The 18,394-nt window shown below is 38.3% G+C and carries 18 protein-coding genes; 1 reads left to right on the top strand and 17 read right to left on the bottom strand.

Going from position 1 to position 18,394, the window contains the following annotated elements; all coding sequences use genetic code 11:
* Positions 1-5: 5 nt before the first annotated feature.
* Positions 6-242, bottom strand: a complete 237-nt coding sequence (locus ACZ11_RS20330; RefSeq protein WP_049668351.1) for a PRC-barrel domain-containing protein — start codon at positions 240-242, stop codon at positions 6-8.
* Between the two features lie 217 nt (positions 243-459).
* Between ACZ11_RS20330 and ACZ11_RS26015 the strand changes: the two genes are divergently transcribed.
* A complete protein-coding gene (locus tag ACZ11_RS26015; protein WP_134008213.1) occupies positions 460-675 on the top strand; it encodes a hypothetical protein in 216 nt (71 codons plus the stop codon).
* Between the two features lie 203 nt (positions 676-878).
* On the opposite strand, the gene sigG is transcribed toward ACZ11_RS26015, so the two are convergent.
* The 16 genes from sigG to rsmH form a co-directional block, all read right to left on the bottom strand.
* Complete coding sequence (gene sigG / locus ACZ11_RS20325; protein ID WP_049668350.1) at positions 879-1,652, bottom strand: RNA polymerase sporulation sigma factor SigG; 774 nt, start codon at positions 1,650-1,652, stop codon at positions 879-881.
* 114 nt (positions 1,653-1,766) lie between these two features.
* The gene (gene sigE / locus ACZ11_RS20320) at positions 1,767-2,474 is read right to left on the bottom strand and encodes an RNA polymerase sporulation sigma factor SigE (RefSeq protein WP_049668349.1); all 708 of its coding nucleotides are present in this window, start codon (positions 2,472-2,474) and stop codon (positions 1,767-1,769) included.
* 13 nt (positions 2,475-2,487) lie between these two features.
* Positions 2,488-3,321, bottom strand: coding sequence for a sigma-E processing peptidase SpoIIGA (locus ACZ11_RS20315; protein ID WP_049668348.1), 834 nt, complete (start codon positions 3,319-3,321; stop codon positions 2,488-2,490).
* Between the two features lie 606 nt (positions 3,322-3,927).
* Positions 3,928-5,085, bottom strand: coding sequence for a cell division protein FtsZ (gene ftsZ, locus ACZ11_RS20310; RefSeq protein WP_049668347.1), 1,158 nt, complete (start codon positions 5,083-5,085; stop codon positions 3,928-3,930).
* Between the two features lie 53 nt (positions 5,086-5,138).
* Complete coding sequence (gene ftsA, locus ACZ11_RS20305) at positions 5,139-6,422, bottom strand: cell division protein FtsA (protein ID WP_049668346.1); 1,284 nt, start codon at positions 6,420-6,422, stop codon at positions 5,139-5,141.
* Positions 6,423-6,517: 95 nt separating this feature from the next.
* On the bottom strand, positions 6,518-6,889 hold the full coding sequence (locus tag ACZ11_RS20300) for a small basic family protein (protein ID WP_049668345.1): 372 nt from the start codon (positions 6,887-6,889) through the stop codon (positions 6,518-6,520).
* A 3-nt stretch (positions 6,890-6,892) separates the two neighbouring features.
* Positions 6,893-7,612 (bottom strand): DUF881 domain-containing protein, encoded by a 720-nt coding sequence (locus ACZ11_RS20295; RefSeq protein WP_049668344.1) that lies wholly within the window; start codon positions 7,610-7,612, stop codon positions 6,893-6,895.
* A gap of 122 nt (positions 7,613-7,734) precedes the next feature.
* Entirely contained in the window at positions 7,735-8,460 is a 726-nt protein-coding gene (locus ACZ11_RS20290; RefSeq protein ID WP_049668343.1) for a DUF881 domain-containing protein, read from the bottom strand.
* A complete protein-coding gene (locus ACZ11_RS20285) occupies positions 8,441-9,256 on the bottom strand; it encodes a cell division protein FtsQ/DivIB (RefSeq protein ID WP_049668342.1) in 816 nt (271 codons plus the stop codon). The genes ACZ11_RS20290 and ACZ11_RS20285 overlap by 20 nt, the downstream gene beginning before the upstream one ends.
* Before the next feature lie 21 nt (positions 9,257-9,277).
* Positions 9,278-10,357 carry a putative lipid II flippase FtsW gene (gene ftsW / locus ACZ11_RS20280; protein WP_049668341.1) on the bottom strand — a complete coding sequence of 360 codons (1,080 nt, stop codon included), beginning with the start codon at positions 10,355-10,357 and terminating at the stop codon, positions 9,278-9,280.
* Between the two features lie 40 nt (positions 10,358-10,397).
* The gene (gene murD / locus ACZ11_RS20275; RefSeq protein ID WP_049668340.1) at positions 10,398-11,747 is read right to left on the bottom strand and encodes a UDP-N-acetylmuramoyl-L-alanine--D-glutamate ligase; all 1,350 of its coding nucleotides are present in this window, start codon (positions 11,745-11,747) and stop codon (positions 10,398-10,400) included.
* Positions 11,744-12,718: a phospho-N-acetylmuramoyl-pentapeptide-transferase gene (gene mraY, locus ACZ11_RS20270; protein ID WP_049668339.1), complete on the bottom strand. Its 975-nt coding sequence runs from the start codon at positions 12,716-12,718 to the stop codon at positions 11,744-11,746. The genes murD and mraY overlap by 4 nt, the downstream gene beginning before the upstream one ends.
* Positions 12,719-12,843: 125 nt before the next feature.
* A complete protein-coding gene (locus ACZ11_RS20265; protein WP_049668338.1) occupies positions 12,844-14,760 on the bottom strand; it encodes a stage V sporulation protein D in 1,917 nt (638 codons plus the stop codon).
* A gap of 47 nt (positions 14,761-14,807) precedes the next feature.
* Complete coding sequence (locus ACZ11_RS20260; RefSeq protein ID WP_049668337.1) at positions 14,808-17,018, bottom strand: penicillin-binding protein; 2,211 nt, start codon at positions 17,016-17,018, stop codon at positions 14,808-14,810.
* Positions 17,015-17,383, bottom strand: coding sequence for a cell division protein FtsL (gene ftsL2, locus ACZ11_RS20255; protein WP_049668336.1), 369 nt, complete (start codon positions 17,381-17,383; stop codon positions 17,015-17,017). The genes ACZ11_RS20260 and ftsL2 overlap by 4 nt, the downstream gene beginning before the upstream one ends.
* Positions 17,384-18,334, bottom strand: coding sequence for a 16S rRNA (cytosine(1402)-N(4))-methyltransferase RsmH (rsmH, locus tag ACZ11_RS20250; RefSeq protein ID WP_049668335.1), 951 nt, complete (start codon positions 18,332-18,334; stop codon positions 17,384-17,386). It abuts the gene before it with no gap.
* Between the last annotated feature and the right edge of the window lie 60 nt (positions 18,335-18,394).

Genomic DNA, 18,394 nt, shown 5'->3' with positions numbered 1-18,394 from the left:
GCTCTTTAGGATAATGCTTTCACTAAAATTACATCTTTTCCAACTACAAGTACATCCTTCATATACACTTTCCTAACAGATTCTTCTCCGCGAAAAAAGCCTAAATATTTACGAGGCTCTGCAATCATAAAAGCCGTTACATAGCCTGTTTCTTTGGATACCTCTGCATCTACCACAAATCCTAAAAAGCGTCCATTGCCTGCTTCAATAACTTCTTTTTGCTGTAACATTGAGAAACGCATTTTATCCCTCCCTAACTAAATCAATTACTCTCAACATCGTTTTATCTCAACAAACTATGTTTTCTCTTTATATTTATGTGTTTATTGTTGTTTAAATGAAAATGAAATGATCAAAGAATCTCTCTTTGGCACAACGAAGGGGTAATTTCCGTTCCGACTGGGCGCTTGTCGCTGACGCTTCGCTTTCGCACAGAGCAAAGCTTCCTGGGGGCGTCCGATGAGCCGCTTGGGCCAACAGATGTTTTTTGCGCGAAAGCGAAGCGGCAGCAGCACCGATGTTGGTCACAAAGGCGTTATCACAGGATGTGATGTTTTTAGCCTTCGTTCCCTGCCTGCTCGCTCCAGGGTCTCATCTGTGACGCTGATTCCCAAGGAGTTGCCCAGTCTCCACTCCAATCAACTGATTCACGCCACATCCGTTTTAACAAAATAACATACAAATTTTTAGTTTTATCAGAAGGCTTCCGGGAATTATCGCCCAACTTTTGAATTTTATCGACTAACTTTCACGTTTTATCACCCAACTTCTGAATTTTATCGACATCCGCCTTCCAAAGAGCAAAAAAGATTCACACATACTTTCTTATTCATTGACAAAATTAAAATGCGCACCGAGAATTCGGTGCGCATTGTTTTTTACTTATAATCTTTCTGCATTGTTTCAATTGCATTTTTTTCTAGACGTGAAATTTGCGCTTGAGAAATCCCCAATTCTTTTGCAATTTCAGTTTGTGTCTCACCGTAATAAAAACGCTTTGCAACAATCATTTGTTGACGATCATCTAACTTTTGCAAACTTTCCTTTACTGACACGTAGGCTACCCATTGATCTTCCGATACATCATCATCACGTAATTGGTCCATCATATAAACAGCGTCTCCACCGTCCGAATAAATGGGTTCCTGTAAGGAAACTGGGTCTTGAATGGCATCTAAAGCAAATAAAACATCTTCCTTTTTCATGTCAATCATTTCAGCAATTTCTTCAATCGTTGGTTCTCGTAAATTATCGGTTATCCATTGCTCTTTTGCCTGCATCGCCTTATACGCAATATCTCTTAGAGAACGAGAAACGCGTAGTGCATGATGATCACGCAGATGGCGACGAATTTCACCAATGATCATCGGTACAGCGTATGTTGAAAATCGTACATTATGCTTCAAATCAAAATGATCAATGGCTTTCATGAGGCCAATGCAGCCTACCTGAAATAAATCATCTGCCTGCTCACCCCTGTAGGCAAATCTACCGACAATACTAAGCACTAACCTTAAATTGCACATTACAAGCTCTTCCCTAATCTCAGTTTCTCCAGCTTGTAAACGAATGAATAATTCCTTCATTTCCTCGTGCTTTAAAATTGGCAAAGTCGATGTATCTAAGCCGCAAAGATCTACTTTAGTTCGCATATTCGATTCCTCCGGATGTTATTCTCTGACTAAACCGTTACATCAGTTTGTCCGAGAGAAACGAGAATATGCACAAAAGCTACGACCAATTTTAGGTAGGGTAAATTTCCCTCTCTAAGATATTGGCTGATTCAGATTTTCACGTAAATCTTGAATAATTTTCTTCTCTAATCGGGAAATATATGATTGCGAAATTCCTAAATGATCAGCAACCTCTTTTTGAGTCATTTCAATTTTCCCATTGAGACCAAAGCGACATTCCATAATATATCGTTCACGCGCACCTAGTAAATTAATGGCATGAAACATATGTTGACGCTCAATTTTCTTCTCTACATTGTCTAAAATAATATGCTCTTCAGTTCCTAAAATATCAGACAATAACAACTCGTTTCCATCAGCATCGGAGTTTAATGGTTCGTCTAATGAAACTTCACCCTTCATGCGACTTGTTTTACGTAAATGCATCAAAATCTCATTTTCAATACAACGAGACGCGTATGTGGCAAGCTTAATATTTTTATCTGTATTGAACGTTTCAATCGCCTTTATTAAACCGATAGAGCCAATACTTATTAAATCCTCAATCGGTGTACCCGTATTATCAAAACGTCTAGCAATATAAACAACAAGACGTAAATTACGTTCAATTAGTGTATCTCTAGCTCGTAAATCACCATTCATAAAGGATGCAATGACTGTAACTTCTTCTTCTCGACTTAGTGGCACTGGCAATGAATCATTTCCCCCTATATAGTACGTTTCACGACTCCGAAACTTACTCCAAAATTTTTTCAAGCTAGCAAGTAGCCTAAGAAGCAATAGTTCTCCCCCTCTATGAGTTATTTGAAAGCGCTGAAAAATGTAAAATTGCTGCTGTGCTATGTGGAAAATTTTTAGCTTTTTTTGTTAAAACGATATATTCATTCGTTTTCACTTGTGAGTGCTCCCCTTTGATATGCCACTCTTCAAAGCGAAAACCTAATACAACCGATTGCTGTTGTACTGTATTAACATGAATAAATCGAATGTAACGCTGATAACCTTCTGAAAACATGGATACATTATACGGATCAGTTTCTTGCCATTCTAATAATGATTTGCAAAATGCTGCAGGTAAATGTGGACGTAATGCTGAATAAGAGACAAAGTGAACAGGTTTTCCTGATAGTGGCTCAATCGCTTGATTTCCCGTATCTACAAATGCAGAAAGCGGTATCTTTACATCAAAAATTTTTAATGTCGTTTCAAACACAAACTGACCACTTAACCGCTCAAGCTTTACAAATCCCCATTGCTTATAAAAAGCAACTAGATTACCAACAGCTAATAGTAGGCAAATAATAATAAAATGGACAACGGAAAGATTCTTTAAATACGGTTGTAATGCTGTTAATAATCCACCGATAATGATTGTTGCTGTTAAAACTATAGGTCCTTGCTTTTGAAAGCTTCGAATCTTGAAACGAAAAGCTAGTCCGATTAGTAAGATAAAGCTTAGTAGCGTCGTCAACAGCATTTGTCCACCAATTACAGCTACAAAACTACTACAAATAGAACTCATTAATAATCTCGTGTTCTTTACAAAAACCCCTGTTACTTTTGCTGTAAACTTGAGTATCGCTAGATTAAAAAGTGTATTAATGAGCACCAGCCATTCTCCATACATAACAGCCGCCTCCTACATACAAAGTTATCATGTTACTCCCACAAATATTGTCAAACAATCGCATCATTTTATTAAAATGTTTTGACAAAATACATCTTTTCCTTACACATTTGAACATAATAAATTTTTAAGACGCTGAAAATAGTCAATGGAAAATCAATGAAATTATGCTGTCATATTAAATAAAGTATATGGCTTTTCAGCAAAACGAGGGGTTGATTTCCGTTCCGACTGGGCGCGAAGTTGGTCACCAAGGCGTTATCACAGGATGTGATGCTCTTAGCCTTCGTTCCTCTATTGCTGATCTCCGAGGAGTCGCCCAGTCTACACTCCAATCAACAACATTACATAGAATGTATCTTCCGGGCATGGCACTCTCTAACTTAAAGACAACAAATATTTTCTGTGCGACAGCGAAGCGACTACAACAACACAATGGAGGAATCGGGTCGATGCTCGCCCCCAAGAAAAACGAGTAGCTTAGAACAGAAATCATCCTCATATAAAGCGCTACAGCATTCATAAAGTAATAGTTTTTCAACAACAATAAAAAGCTCGTATTTCACATAATGTAAAATACGAGCTTTCTAAAAGGTTGGATGCTGATTATCCGCGATTTTTACGGTTACGTAAAAATGCTGGTACCTCAAGCATGTCATCCTGTACATAATTTTGTTGATTTTGACGTGGTTGTTCTTGTTGTACATGCACATCTTGACGTTGCTCACGAATCGGAGCTTGCTGTTGCTGTGCAGCTTGTCTATTTGTATTTAACGTCGGTCGTGTAGTATTACGCTGTTGCTGTATAGCTTCCTCTGAGAAACCAGTCGCAATTACTGTAACAATAATTTCATCTTTTAGATTTTCGTTAATAACAGAACCGAAAATCATATTTACTTCTTCATCTGAAGCTGATGCTACAATATCTGCAGCCTCTTGTACTTCAAATAGGCTAAGGTTTGAGCCACCAGTAATATTCATGAGGACACCTTTAGCGCCATCAATAGATGATTCAAGTAAAGGACTTGAAATAGCTTTCTTAGCTGCTTCTGCTGCACGGTTTTCACCTGTAGCAATACCGATACCCATTAACGCTGAACCTTTGTTAGACATAATTGTTTTTACGTCTGCAAAGTCTAAGTTAATAAGACCTGGCGTTGCAATTAAATCTGAAATACCTTGTACACCTTGTCGTAAAACATTATCTGCTTCACGGAATGCCTCTAGCATTGGCGTAGATTTATCGACAATTTGTAATAGCTTGTCGTTCGGAATGACGATTAAAGTATCAACAGACTCCTTCATGCCACCAATACCACCGATAGCTTGTGTTTGTCGTTTGCGACCTTCAAACGTAAATGGACGCGTTACAACACCGACTGTAAGAGCTCCTAAATCACGAGCAATTTGCGCGATTACTGGTGCTGCACCAGTACCAGTGCCTCCGCCCATTCCAGCTGTAACGAATACCATATCTGCACCACGTAGAACCTCTTCTAATTGTTCACGGCTCTCTTCTGCAGCTTTTTTCCCTACTTCAGGATTTGCACCTGCACCTAATCCACGTGTAAGTTTTGTACCAATTTGTAGCTTTATTTCTGCTTTCGATAAATTTAGCGCCTGTGCATCTGTGTTTACTGCGATAAAGTCAACACCTTGTACACCATGTTCTATCATTCGATTGACAGCGTTGTTACCGCCGCCACCAACACCAATGACTTTTATTACTGCAAGTTGATCAACACTTGTATCAAATTCTAACATTTCTTTTTCCTCCCACGGTAACTCGACTCTGTATCATTCATTACGCATTCAAGTTAATCAAAAAATTTATCAAATAATTTTTTTGCTCTTCCGATTACGCTTCCTTTTGATTCTGAAGGTGCCGCATATTCTTGCTTTTTAGGTGAAGCTGTAGGAGATCCTACAACTGCATATTCAATAGGCTGCGTATTAGTGCTTTTTCCATAAAAATCATCTTCTAAATAGGCGTAACGAATAAGTCCAACTGCCGTCGTAAATGAAGGCTCTCTAACGCCAATATAGTCAGGTGTATATATTCTAACACGTGTTTGCAAAATCTGGCGTGCCAGTTGAGCAATACCCTCAAGCTTTGCAACGCCTCCTGTCAAAACAACACCGCCTGGTAAATCTCTAACACCTAGACGGGCTAACTCGTCGATGACTAACTCAAATAATTCTTCCAAACGGGCGCCAATTATTTCTGATATAAAGCGCTGGCTGTATTGATCTGTTGAATCTGTCCCTACAACCGGTACTTCGAAGATTTCATCATCTGATGCGTCATCATAAAAGGCATGTCCAAATTGATGTTTAATTTGTTCTGCCTGTTCTGTTGGTGTTTTTAAAACGATTGAAATATCTTTAGTGATATGATCGCCACCAACTGGAATGACACCCGTATGTGTTAGCATTCCCTCTTCGAATACTGTGATAGTAGTTGAACCGCCTCCTAAATCGATGAAAGCGGTACCTTGGTTTTTTTCATCCTCTGTTAATGCAAAAAAACCTGCTGCTAATGGTTGTAAATAGATTTCTCGAATACTTAGACCTGCACGTTCTACACAGCGTAAAACATTGTGTAAAAGTGTTTTGGAAGTTGTAATCATTGTGGCATCCATTTCTAAACGAATACCAATCATACCTCGTGGATCTTTGATTTCATCTAAATTATCCACAATAAATTGTCTTGGAATAATATTTACTAGTTCACGTTCAGGTGGTATTGACATGACTTGTGCAGATTCTACCACTCTATCTAAATCATCATCTGTAATTTCTCTATTTTCACTGTTTACAGCGACAACACCTTTAACTAGCTGTAACATCGTCTGGTTAGCAGGAACACCTAAAACGACTTCATTAATTTGATATCCTGTCATTCGTTCAGCTTGATCTATTGCTTTTCGAATCGATTGAACTGTTGCATCAATATCAACAATTGCACCTTTTCGAACTCCATTCGATTTTACATTTCCGACTCCAATTACATGTAATTGGCCGTCGCTCATTTCACCTATTAATACCTTGATAGAGGATGATCCTATATCAAGAGAAATATATAAATCTTGCTGATTCAATTAGCTGCACCTCCTTGAAAAATGCTCTTATTCTCATTCTATTGTAAATTCGGCATAATGTCTAAGCAAATCGAGTATTTTGCCCAATTTTTCTCTCATTCTATGGAATTTTTGTTCCTTTCGTGACGTTTCTCATCTAACCGAGTTAGTAGAATACGCCTAATTATTGCTATATTTTGGAACAAACGTACTCCGAAGGCGAAAATGGCAGCTAAATACAAATCTATCCCTAAATACACACCTAAAAAGGCTAAACCTGCTGCCAAAGCTATATTAAAAAAGAATCCTGAGACAAATACTTTATCGTCATATACTTGCTGTAATTGAGCACGAATTCCGCCAAATAATGTATCTAAAGCTGCTAAAACAGCTATTGACAGATAATTTTCATATATAGAGGGTATTTGTATATTTGTTAACAAGCCAAGGGCAAGTCCAAATACCAAACCTAAAAATGGTAGCCACATATATTATTCTCCTTTTTCCACCTCTGTTAAATAATCATTCGTCAATGGCTGATCAAATGCTGGGATTGTTAAATGCTCAGTTGGTTCCTCTATTATTAAATTAAAGTTATCCAAATAAAAGGAATCGATAAATGTAGATGCTTGTAACGAGTTGTACATTTTTTGAGCTTCTTTATAAGAGCTTGTCCCAACATAAATTTCAAAGGGTGGTGAGGACAGTGGTACACTGTTCACTGTAGTCTTTCCATTTATGTCTCGAATAGCTGTCGTCTGAACTACGCGATTTCCATCTAAAGAGACACTCGCTGCATTGTTTTTAAACAAAGCATTTAGTAATTGGGTTAGTAAATCAGGCGAAATTTCTTTGATTTCATACCCCATTTCAACTAATTCAGGTGCTGGTTCAACTCGAAGTATAACTCCTGGACCTGTAACTTCCGATAGCCCGGCCTGTAGTTTTAAACGATTCAGCGTTTCATTTAATGCTGACTGTAAATTTGCTTTCTCAGATTGCTCATAGCGACCCACTACTTCATTAAGTGAGCGAATTTCTGCTAATAATGTGGAATGCCTTTGCTTCTCTTCTGCTAATTCCTCTCTTATGGCCCAAATATCTCGTGTATCTCGCTCAGCTGGTTGCTTTATGGTATTGTATTGTACCGCTATCATCAAACCGATAATAAATAGCACGATCGTTATTCGGGTAAACATATTTTTTTTCAAAATAGCCCCTCCTAGACGTATCGTAACCCCTCACAGATTTACGCTTTAAATATATGCTAATATCTATAAGCTACCTAGAGGCTATAACCAAATTTAATCTGTAAATATTAACAAGAAATCGTTTAACTTTCTACTTTTGCTTTTGGCATTGTAAGCTTTTGATCTTCTTCTAATGATACAACAATATTGTCGTTTAATAATTGATCCACAACGCCACCATTTAAGTTTAAGGCAGCTATTAATGTTGCTGAATCTCCTACAGCTTCGACGACGAATGGAGCTGGATGTTGCTTACCATCAATAGTGATGACTGGTCCATTACAGCGTATATAAGAATTCGCCAAAACACGTTGACCATTAATAGCAATTGCTTGCGCACCAGAAATTTTAAGCTCATTGAGTAATTTGAAAATATGGCTTTCATGCACAATATAATCATTAGGATTAGCGGATTTTGGATTGTAATCACCATCTTGAAGGGTAATACGTATCCCTTTTCCTTCTGCATTTAAATCCCCTAACAATAAGCGTAAATCCTCTGCCTCTTCAACAAGCTTTGTATAATCCTTTTTGCTAGCGACAAATGATTTTTCATACTTGCGAATTTTTTCTTGCAAAGCATTTGCCTCTTCTGATAATTCTTTATTGCGCTCTTGCTGCGCAATTAACTCCTCACGATAAGAATCCTCTTGCTCTAAAAGCTCTTTATTAGTCGAACCTGCATCTCGATTATCTTTTGCCTGGTTGTAGGAATAGCCAATGATAAACCCCATAGTCACACAAACAATAAGCAACTGAAATTGTTTTCTTGAAAGAAAATTTTCTTTGCTATTCTTTTTGTTCATCATTTTTCACTTCCTGGTTGGCCGCATCTTGATCTAAATCAATATTTGCTTGGTTGTACTCATTATTGAAAGGACGATAATACGAACCGACCTCTAAATCGATAACCCCCTTCTCCAAATTTGGAATTTGTGCTACAAGTGAGGGGTAATGATTTAGCTTCTCGGCTAAGGTTTGAATAACAGCCCGAACTTCATAGCCGTCGTTCATATAGAGCCTGATTGCATTAGGATTTGTCTCATTACTGTTTGTATTGATTTGAGAAATTAATGCTAATACTTCTGGGTTTAATTGTGCCAATTGCTTAACAAGCTTCTTAATTGTCTTTTCGCCAGTTATGCCGATAAATACAGGTGCATCAATCGGGATATCATCCCCAGCTTGTTCAAAGCGCTTGCCATTTTCAAGCAATGGATAATAAGTACCGTCACCAGCTAAGTACGCAACTTTTTTCCATTCTTCAATTTCTATTGTCACGCCTTGAAGCCAATTACGTTTAACATGTGCTTCTTTCACCCATTTATCCTTTAGTAATAATTTCTCTACTTCATCTGATTTAAATCCCCACATCGACTTTCCAGTTGCAAGAGTACTTGCCTTCAAATAATATTGTTCTTCTGCTAATCGAGCACCGTTGACTGTTATGTTGTTGATTTTACTGTAAGGAGATTGAAAATAAAGGAGTACTGCTAACACGATAAAGAAAAGTAATATTAGCACTATAAATTTCCGATTTGTACGCTTTTTTCGTCGCTTTTTTAGCGTAGGTATGCGATCTTCTATGTCGATTACTTTCTCCAAAAAAGTACTCCTCCTTTATATTTATTTCGCTAATTGATAAATAATACCTACTATTAGCCACATTGTTACTAAAGATGTTCCTCCATAGCTGATAAAAGGTAATGTGACACCTGTTACAGGAACTAAGCCAATTACTACTGCTATATTTAGAAACGCTTGTACAGTCAGCATTGTTACGAGTCCAATGATTGCGTAATAAGATGTTCTCGTTTTAGCCCGCACTGCAAATTTATAGCCTGCATAAATCGCCAGTACGAAAAGTGCTAAAATAACAAGTCCACCAAGCAATCCAACCTCTTCAAGAATTATTGCGTAAATAAAGTCATTTTGTGGTTCAGGTAAATATAAAAACTTTTGCCTACTTTGTCCAAAACCATGCCCGAAAATCCCAGCAGGGCCAATAGCCATTAACGATTGCACAGCCTGAAACCCACTACCTAAAGGATCAACCCACGGATCAATAAATGCCTCAATCCGCTTTAGTCGGTATGGCGCTGTGATAATCAAGCCTACTAACCCGGCAATCCCAGCAATCATAAACACCGCATAAAGCTTTAAAGGATACCCTGCCACAAAAAACAATAAAAACACAGAAACAACTAGAATAAAAACTGAACCAAAATCAGGCTGTAGCATAATAAGTACAACAGGCAATAATAAGATCAAACCATGACGCCAATTAATAATCGACGTACCTGTTTTATGCTGCGCTAAAATATGGCTCATATATACAATGACTGTAATTTTCGTTAGCTCTGCTGGCTGAATTGTTAAAGGACCTACGCCAATCCAACTTTGAGAACCATTTCGTACAAGTCCAATTCCTGGTATAAGTACAAGGACTAGTAAAATTAACGAAAATATATAGGCCATTTTCCAAAAGGACTGCTCTTTCAAAATATTTAATCGAATAGTGATTAAAAACACTACAATGGCTACGGCAAAGTATAAACTTTGCTTTATATAAAACGGCATTTTTCCACTATAATGAACGGCACTCCAATAGGTACCTGCAGAATAGACGAAAATAATGCCGATTATAGAAAGCGTCAATGTTGTGACGAGCAATAAATAGCTTTCTTTCCCTCTCAGTATTGCCATCCTTCCAAGTCAAGTATATTCTAAAATAGTTACAGGCTCATTACAGCTTCATTACAGCATCAATAAAAACATCGCCTCGTATTTCAAAGCTGTCATATTGATCCCAGCTTGCACATGCTGGAGATAATAGAATAACATCGCCTTCTGCCGACATCGGCGCCGCATAATGTACTGCATCCTCAACATTTTGGGCAATGACAGTTTGTTGTACTCCACACGATTTCGCAAATTCTACAAAGCGTAGTCCTGTTTCTCCAAAGGCAACAACACCTTTTACATGGCCCATACATGGACGTAATTCTTCAAACGAATGTCCTCGATCTAAACCACCTGCAAGTAAAATAACAGGTGCTTGGAATGCATCTAAAGCACTTTTTGTAGCTAAGCAGTTTGTTGCTTTTGAGTCATTGTAAATCTTGCGTCCGTTCCATTCACGCACGAACTGAGTACGGTGACGAACTCCCCCAAATTCCGCTAAAACTTCTTCCATTTTAGCTTTGTCACAGCCGACTAAAATACAAGCTGCGACAGCTGCTAAAATATTTTCTAAGTTATGTTTACCAGGCAAAGCGATATTTGCTCGATCTAGATACGGCTCACCTTGCCAGTAAATTGTTGTTTCATCAGCACTAATTCCTTCATCCGTACGTCCCTTAGAACTAAATGGTACCTTTTTAGCCTTTGATTTTGTTGCATAGCCAACAACAATCGGCTGATCAGCGTTATAAATAAAATAATCGCTTTCATCTTGATTACGTGTAACACCAAACTTTGCCTCTGCATAGTTGTCAAATGTTCCATGATAGTCAAGATGCGCATCATAAAGATTTGTTAATATAGCAATTTTCGGCTTAAAAGTTTCCGTACCCATTAATTGGAAAGAAGATAACTCTGTAACAATTACATTATCCTTTTGTGCCTCTTTTGCAACACCACATGCAACTGTTCCTATATTCCCTGCAATTAACGGTTTTAAACCACCGTTATTCAGCATGTCGAAAATCACTGTTGTCGTAGTTGTTTTACCATTTGACCCCGTAATACCGATAAATGGAGCTTCACTAATTAAATAGGCAAGCTCAATTTCTGTCCATACAGGGATTCCACGGCTTATTGCATCTGCTACTATTTTGTTGCTATAAGGAATCCCTGGATTTTTCACCACTAATTCAAAGCCTTCATCTAGTAAATCCTCTGGGTGACGGCCACAAATAACTGTAATTCCCTTTTGCAATAGACCTTGCGCATCTGGGCTTTCATCAAATGGTTTGGAATCATTGACCGTCACAAAGGCGCCAAGCTCATGTAAAATCTCAGCTGCAGCCACTCCACTTTTAGCTAAACCTAAAACAAGGACTTTTTTATGTTGTAAATCTGAAATGTTTCTCATAAGAACGCCTCCGATAAAACTGCAATCAATGCTACTGCTAAAGCAGTTGACCAAAAGACAAGTACTACCTTCCATTCTGACCAACCTGATAATTCAAAATGATGATGTATAGGACTCATTTTAAAAATACGTTTTTTACGAAGTTTGAAGCTACCTACTTGTAAAATAACGGATAATGTCTCAATAACAAAAACCAATCCAATTAATAACAGTAGGAATTCTGCTTTTACTAAAACAGAGACCATGGCTAAAGCTCCACCTAATGCTAGCGAACCCGTATCTCCCATAAATACCTTTGCAGGATTCGCATTAAAAAGTAAAAATCCTAATAATGCACCTGTTACCGCAAATGTAAATAAGGCGATATCAGATTGATCTTGGAACAGAGCAATAACACCGAATGCAGCAAAGGCAATAGATGCAGTACCTGCCACAAGCCCATCTAGTCCATCTGTTAAATTCACTGCATTCGAGAAGCCAACTAACCAGAAAATTAAAAAGGCTATATAGAAATTACCAAGTTCAATCGTCCAATCTGTAAATGGTATAGCAAGAGTTGTATCAAAAGATCCTACATGTAATAAGAAATAAGCCAAGACTGCAATGACAATTTGACCGATAAGCTTTTGAAGTGATGTTAGTCCTAAATTACGTTTAAAAACAACCTTTAAGCTATCATCTAACAAGCCGATTAACCCAAACCCTACTAATACCAATAACAGTACGACGGTTTGTGTTGTAAATAAATCTAAAAAGCTACCTACACCAACAGTAGTGAGGATAATGGCAAGTAAGAAAATAATGCCACCCATTGTTGGTGTACCAGCTTTTTTCATATGGGATTGTGGTCCCTCTTCACGAATACTTTGACCGAACTTTAATCGGCGAAGAAGTGGAATACAAATTGGTGCCAGGATAACTGTTACTATAAAAGCAATAGCTAAAATGGTAAGCGTTGTTGCGAGTTTCATTGAAAAATCTCCTTTAAATCTTGTTTCACTTTCTTCTTAAAGAAAAAAGCACAAACTTTCATGTATTTATTACTACCCTTCATAATAATAGTGGTTCTTTCCCATTTTTTAAAGGTAAAGTTATATTAGTTCTTTAAATAAAGATGAATGGTGCCATCTTGTTTGATAACACTATCCACTTCAGGCAGTTGATTGCCAATTTTAGTTCCTTCTCCATGCCATTCAATACGGAATGGATATTGTTGCTTGGCAATATCATCCTTCGTTTGACCAATAAAACTTGGTACCTTCACAGTGATTGGGTCACCCCAACGATAATCCTTTTCAAGCTGTTCCTTCGATTTTTCAATGCCAACAAAAGGTGCAACATCTTCAATAATTTGACCAACGATTGGAGCTGCTACCACACCGCCAAACTGCGTTGCCTTTTTCGGGTTATCTACTGCTACATAAACGACAATTTGCGGATTATCCGCAGGTGCAAAGCCAATAAACGATACGATATATTCGCCTTCTTTATAACGGCCATTCTCCACCTTTTGTGCTGTACCTGTTTTGCCGCCGATTCGTAATCCATCTCGATAAGCTTGACGCCCTGAGCCTTTCGCTACAACAGATTCTAATGCACCTCGAACCTTTGCAGACGTCTCCTCACGAATAACCTGTTTTTTAACTTCCGGTTTAGTCTCTTCTATAACTTCTCCAGAATTAGGATTAAGAATTTTCTTCACAACATATGGCGTATAAAGCTTGCCCCCATTTACTGCTGCGGCTACTGCTTGCACTTGTTGAATTGGTGTAACGGCAACACCTTGGCCAAATGAAGTTGTGGCCTGCTCAACAGGTCCAAAAGAATCTTTGGAAAATAAAATCCCAGAAGCTTCGCCAGCGATATTAGACCCTGTTTTTTTACCAAAACCAAAATCTTTAATATACTGGAGTAGTTTTTCATTACCTATTCGCTGACCTAATTCAATAAAGCCTGGGTTACAAGAATTTTCTACAACTTCAAGGAAGGTTTCAGAGCCATGACCTTCACGCTTCCAACAACGCAACCTTGCTCCAGCAACCATTGAATAGCCTGGATCATAAAAAGTATCCTTCTCTAAATCAACTACATTTTCTTCTAAAGCAGCACTAAGAGTTATAATTTTGAACGTTGACCCGGGCTCATACGTCATCCAAACTGGTAAATTCCGATCGTAAATAGCAGGCTCTACCGTTTGATATTCTGCTGGATTGAAGGTAGGAAATGAGGCTAACGCTAAGATTTCGCCATTGTTTGGATTCATGGCAATCGCCATTGCTTGGTCAGCATCATAACGTTCCATAGCCTGTGACAATTCACGTTCAACGACCTGTTGTACATCTACATCTATCGTTAGCTCAACCGTTGCACCATCTTCACCAGCCTTCCAGGCACTCTTTACGTTCGGTAAATTATTCCCTTTCGCATCTGTAAAGATCCGTATTGCCGAAGAATTAGCCTGTAACAGCTTTTCGTATTCATATTCAATCCCCGCTAAACCTTGTGAATCATAGCCCGTGAAACCTAAAAAACGAGAGAGTAGGGTACCGTATGGATAATCCCTTGAATAATCGACACCACTATATAATCCCTCAATTTGCATACCTTGTAACTCCACTGCTTTTTCATAGGGAATATTTTTTCCTTCAGGTGCCAGCTTTACTAAGTATGCTTTTTTCTTCATTTTTTCCAAAAGCTTTTGTTCATCCACTTCCAAAACTTGAGCAATTTTCGCCGCTGCGCCTTCAATATCTTTACTTTGCGAAGGCATAAAATATAAAGTTGGCGCAAGCTTATTTGTGACAATATTTTTCCCCTTACGGTCAGTAATGTGCCCTCGCTCATTGGCAAAAGGAATTTCTCGGTCCCAATTCTCTTCGGCTTTCTTAGTCAGGTCTTTTTGATCTAATACTTGCAAGAAGACAAGCCTAACAATAATCGCAACAGCTACAAACATAAACAATACGTATAAAATACGCAATCGCTTTTTGGAATGGATAGAAATCCACTTCATTCGACATCACACCTTGTTTTTTACAACGTATGAAATAAAGTGGGCTTTTATTCAGTTGTTTCACCCTCGGGTGGGGTCTCTACATCTTGCTTAAAGCTTTCAGCTGGTGTTTTAAGCTTCACGACAATTGGTGAACTATCTGAAATCACGGTACCTGCCGAGACACTTTGACTAGCTACAAAGCCTTCTCCTACAACTTCAATTTCTAAATTTGCCATTGACTTAAAAGCAAGTACATTACGTAACGACCAATTTGTGAAGTCCGGCAGTGTTACATCACCCTCTGTCTTTAAAAACACGAAGTTACCTTTAACGAGTTTTTGAGGACCTTTTGGATATTGGTCAATAATTTTACCGCCACTACCAACAATCACTGGCTGTATACCATCATTCGCAAGCTCTACTTGTATAGCCTCAGCACTTTGACCTGTGTAATCTTGTATTGATGTATCGTCAACATGCTTTACATCTTCAGGATTAACGTTTAAATACTTTAAACTATTTAACATAACAGGATTAAATATTTTTGAAACTGGTACAGACCCAAGTTCATTACCCTTTAACTTTGGTCTTTTCACTGAGACATACATAATGAGCTGAGGATTATCTGCTGGAGCCATCCCTAAAAAAGAATAAAGAAATTCATTTGCTCCCCATGAATACCTACCATTTCCTAGTGGAATTTGGGCAGTACCTGTTTTCCCTGCTACTTCATAATCATTTAGGATAAAATCCTTCGCAGTACCATCCTTAGCTGTTAAAGTAGACGCAAGAATTTCTTTTACTTGCTTCGCTGTATCGGCTGAAATTGGTTGTCCCTTAACAACCGGCTCATGCTTATTAATCGTCTTTCCTGTAGAAGGATCAACGATACGATCTATTACATACGGTTGCATCATTTTCCCTTCATTTGCAATCGCTGTTAATGCTTGAATTAACTGAATCGGGGTTACTGTAGAACCTTGACCGAACGTTGTTGTCACTCGTTCTACTGGATAATTCGATAAAAGTGTACCTGTCGCTTCATTTGGTAAATCAATGCCTGTTTTTTTACCAAACCCAAATCGATCTAGATAGTCAAAGAAGACATCCTCACCAATAAGCTTTAATAAATGTGCCATTGCAGTATTGGATGAACGTTGGAATCCTTCTAAATAAGTAATCGGACCCCAACCTCGCCCATTATTATGGTCTTTAATTACTTGATCAAGAACTCTGTATTGACCTGACATATACCATGCATTTGGAGTCCAAACCCCTGTATCAATAGCCGAAGCGAGCGTGAACGTTTTCATTGTTGAACCTGGTTCAATCGTCTCTTCAATAGCCTCATTTAGCCATTTCATATTATCGCCTTCGCGCGTATCAGGATTAAACGTAGGTCGCTGAGACATCGCTAGGATTCTACCAGTTTTCGGATCTGCCACAATAGCTGTCATCGATTCTGGGTTATATTCCTTTTCAACCTCTGTCATCGCTTCCTCTAAAAAGCTTTGAATTGTTTTATTTAGTGTTAAATAAATGTCATCACCATCTTTCGCAGGTGTCACCATTTTTTCACTATTAGGCAATAAATAACTGAAAGCATCTGTCTCATATTCAACCTTACCGTCTTTACCGGTTAGTTCTTTGTTATAAGTAAGCTCAAGACCCATTTTTCCTTTTGTCGTGAACGTACCATCCTTATTTTCCTCTTTTAGTGCAAAACCAATTAAGTGCGAGGCGAATATACCATTTGGATAATAACGTTTTAAATCGTTTACAAATAAAACCCCTGGTAATTTCTCTGCTTTGATTTTAGTCATAGTCTCATGACTTATTCCACGACCCGCACTTCCAAATTCAACTTGATAAGGCTTTTCGCCCTTATCATTTACTCTAGTAAGCTGCTTATAGATTTTATCTTCATCCATTGGAATATATTCTGCTAATATTTTTGCAGTTTTTTCAGCATTTACTACATGTCGAGGTTTTTTTGCATCCGTTGTGGCTTTTTCATTGACGACTGTGATTAGTCGATAACTAAGTGTATCCTCAGCAATGACTTGTCCATTTGTATCGTAAATTTTCCCACGGCTTGCTGTTATTGCACTTTCTTTGCTATATTTCGCAGCTGCTCTTGCCGCAAGCTCTTGTCCTTCCACTTCACCTGTCGCCTGTAACATAAACATTCTTGAGAACAATAGAAAAAAGAGCCCTCCATAAAAAATTAATAATAGAAAGGCTCCCCATTGGAATCGAAATCTCTTTTTTTTCATTCTCCCGGCACTACCTTTACATTTTTCTCATTTTGAGTTAAACCGAGTTCTTTAGCTTTTTTCGATAATTTTTCGTATGTAGAAAGTTCACTTACACGAACTGTCAAGTCAACATTCTGTTTAGTAATCTCTTCTGCTTCAGTTTCGATTTTTTGAATGTCCATGCTTGTCGTTTGAACTGCTGCTTGTTTATTCAAAACTAGTACCGATAATACAGCAACAATGCTAACTAAAACAATTAGCATTGTTCTTTCAAACTTCTGGTTCGTTTTTTTACGACGTATGATAGTGGGTTGTGGACTAGGGGGTGTTATCGGTTGTTGCACTTGTTGTTGCTGGTGCTGCCTTACACGAACTGCTGCCATTTACTCACGCCCTTTGTCGTTAATTTTCTCCACCACTCTAAGCTTTGCTGAACGAGCACGATTGTTTACTGCTAATTCTTCATCTGATGGAAGAATCGGCTTTCTCGAGATAAGCTTTAAAGTTGGCTTCATGTGATTAGGAATCACAGGTAAATTCGGTGGTAATTCCGGTAATGATGACGCTTCTTTAAAAATAGTCTTGCATAGGCGGTCCTCCAATGAATGGAACGTAATGACACTTATGCGTCCACCTACGTTTATCATATCAATCGCATCGACTAATGAATCCTCTGCCGCGCCTAGCTCATCGTTAACAGCAATTCGTATTGCTTGGAATATGCGCTTCGCTGGATGTCCACCTTTACGGCGAGCCGCTGCTGGAATACCCTCTTTAATAAGTTCTACAAGTTGGCCGGTTGTTTCAATCGGTGCCACCTTACGTGCCTCTTCGATTTTACGAGCAACTTGCTTGGAAAACTTCTCTTCTCCATAACGGAAAAATATACGTACTAAATCTTCATATGCCCATTCATTCACAACATGAAATGCTGTAAGTGTTGCCGTTTGATCCATGCGCATATCTAGAGGTGCATCATGGTGATAACTAAAGCCACGTTCTGGTGTATCTAGCTGTGGTGAAGATACGCCTAAATCATATAAAATGCCATCTACTTGCTCAATACCAAGCGCTAATAGCTCTTCTTTTAAATAGCGGAAATTCGAATGGACAAATGTCACACGCTCAATATATGGCGCCAATCGAATTTTTGCATTGTTAATAGCTGTCGTATCTTGATCGAAGCAAATTAAACGCCCTTTTTCAGATAATTGTTGTACTAAATATTCACTGTGTCCTGCCCCACCTAGAGTACAGTCCACATACACACCATCAGGATCGATGTTCAACCCATCAACTGTTTCTTTTAATAGCACGGTTGTATGATCGAACATACCACTTGCTCCCCTCAGGCCTTAACTTCATACAGTTGACACTTAAGTGTCTAAAAAAAG

It is taken from the genome of Lysinibacillus xylanilyticus (assembly GCF_001183605.1).
GTDB classification, from domain to species: Bacteria; Bacillota; Bacilli; order Bacillales_A; family Planococcaceae; genus Lysinibacillus; species Lysinibacillus xylanilyticus.
Note: the sequence above shows the minus strand (reverse complement) of the source record. Positions and strands in the feature narration are given on the sequence as shown.

Coding starts and splice junctions, on each gene's coding strand:
- ACZ11_RS20300 (WP_049668345.1), bottom strand. CDS start 6,889: ATGTGGCTACCATTTTTAGGTTTGGTATTTGGACTTGCCCTTGGCTTG.
- rsmH (WP_049668335.1), bottom strand. CDS start 18,334: ATGTTCGATCATACAACCGTGCTATTAAAAGAAACAGTTGATGGGTTG.
- ACZ11_RS20260 (WP_049668337.1), bottom strand. CDS start 17,018: ATGAAAAAAAAGAGATTTCGATTCCAATGGGGAGCCTTTCTATTATTA.
- ftsL2 (WP_049668336.1), bottom strand. CDS start 17,383: ATGGCAGCAGTTCGTGTAAGGCAGCACCAGCAACAACAAGTGCAACAA.
- sigG (WP_049668350.1), bottom strand. CDS start 1,652: ATGCGAACTAAAGTAGATCTTTGCGGCTTAGATACATCGACTTTGCCA.
- ftsZ (WP_049668347.1), bottom strand. CDS start 5,085: ATGTTAGAATTTGATACAAGTGTTGATCAACTTGCAGTAATAAAAGTC.
- murD (WP_049668340.1), bottom strand. CDS start 11,747: ATGAGAAACATTTCAGATTTACAACATAAAAAAGTCCTTGTTTTAGGT.
- ACZ11_RS20315 (WP_049668348.1), bottom strand. CDS start 3,321: ATGTATGGAGAATGGCTGGTGCTCATTAATACACTTTTTAATCTAGCG.
- ACZ11_RS20290 (WP_049668343.1), bottom strand. CDS start 8,460: ATGATGAACAAAAAGAATAGCAAAGAAAATTTTCTTTCAAGAAAACAA.
- ACZ11_RS26015 (WP_134008213.1), top strand. CDS start 460: ATGAGCCGCTTGGGCCAACAGATGTTTTTTGCGCGAAAGCGAAGCGGC.
- ACZ11_RS20265 (WP_049668338.1), bottom strand. CDS start 14,760: ATGAAGTGGATTTCTATCCATTCCAAAAAGCGATTGCGTATTTTATAC.
- ftsW (WP_049668341.1), bottom strand. CDS start 10,357: ATGGCAATACTGAGAGGGAAAGAAAGCTATTTATTGCTCGTCACAACA.
- mraY (WP_049668339.1), bottom strand. CDS start 12,718: ATGAAACTCGCAACAACGCTTACCATTTTAGCTATTGCTTTTATAGTA.
- ACZ11_RS20330 (WP_049668351.1), bottom strand. CDS start 242: ATGCGTTTCTCAATGTTACAGCAAAAAGAAGTTATTGAAGCAGGCAAT.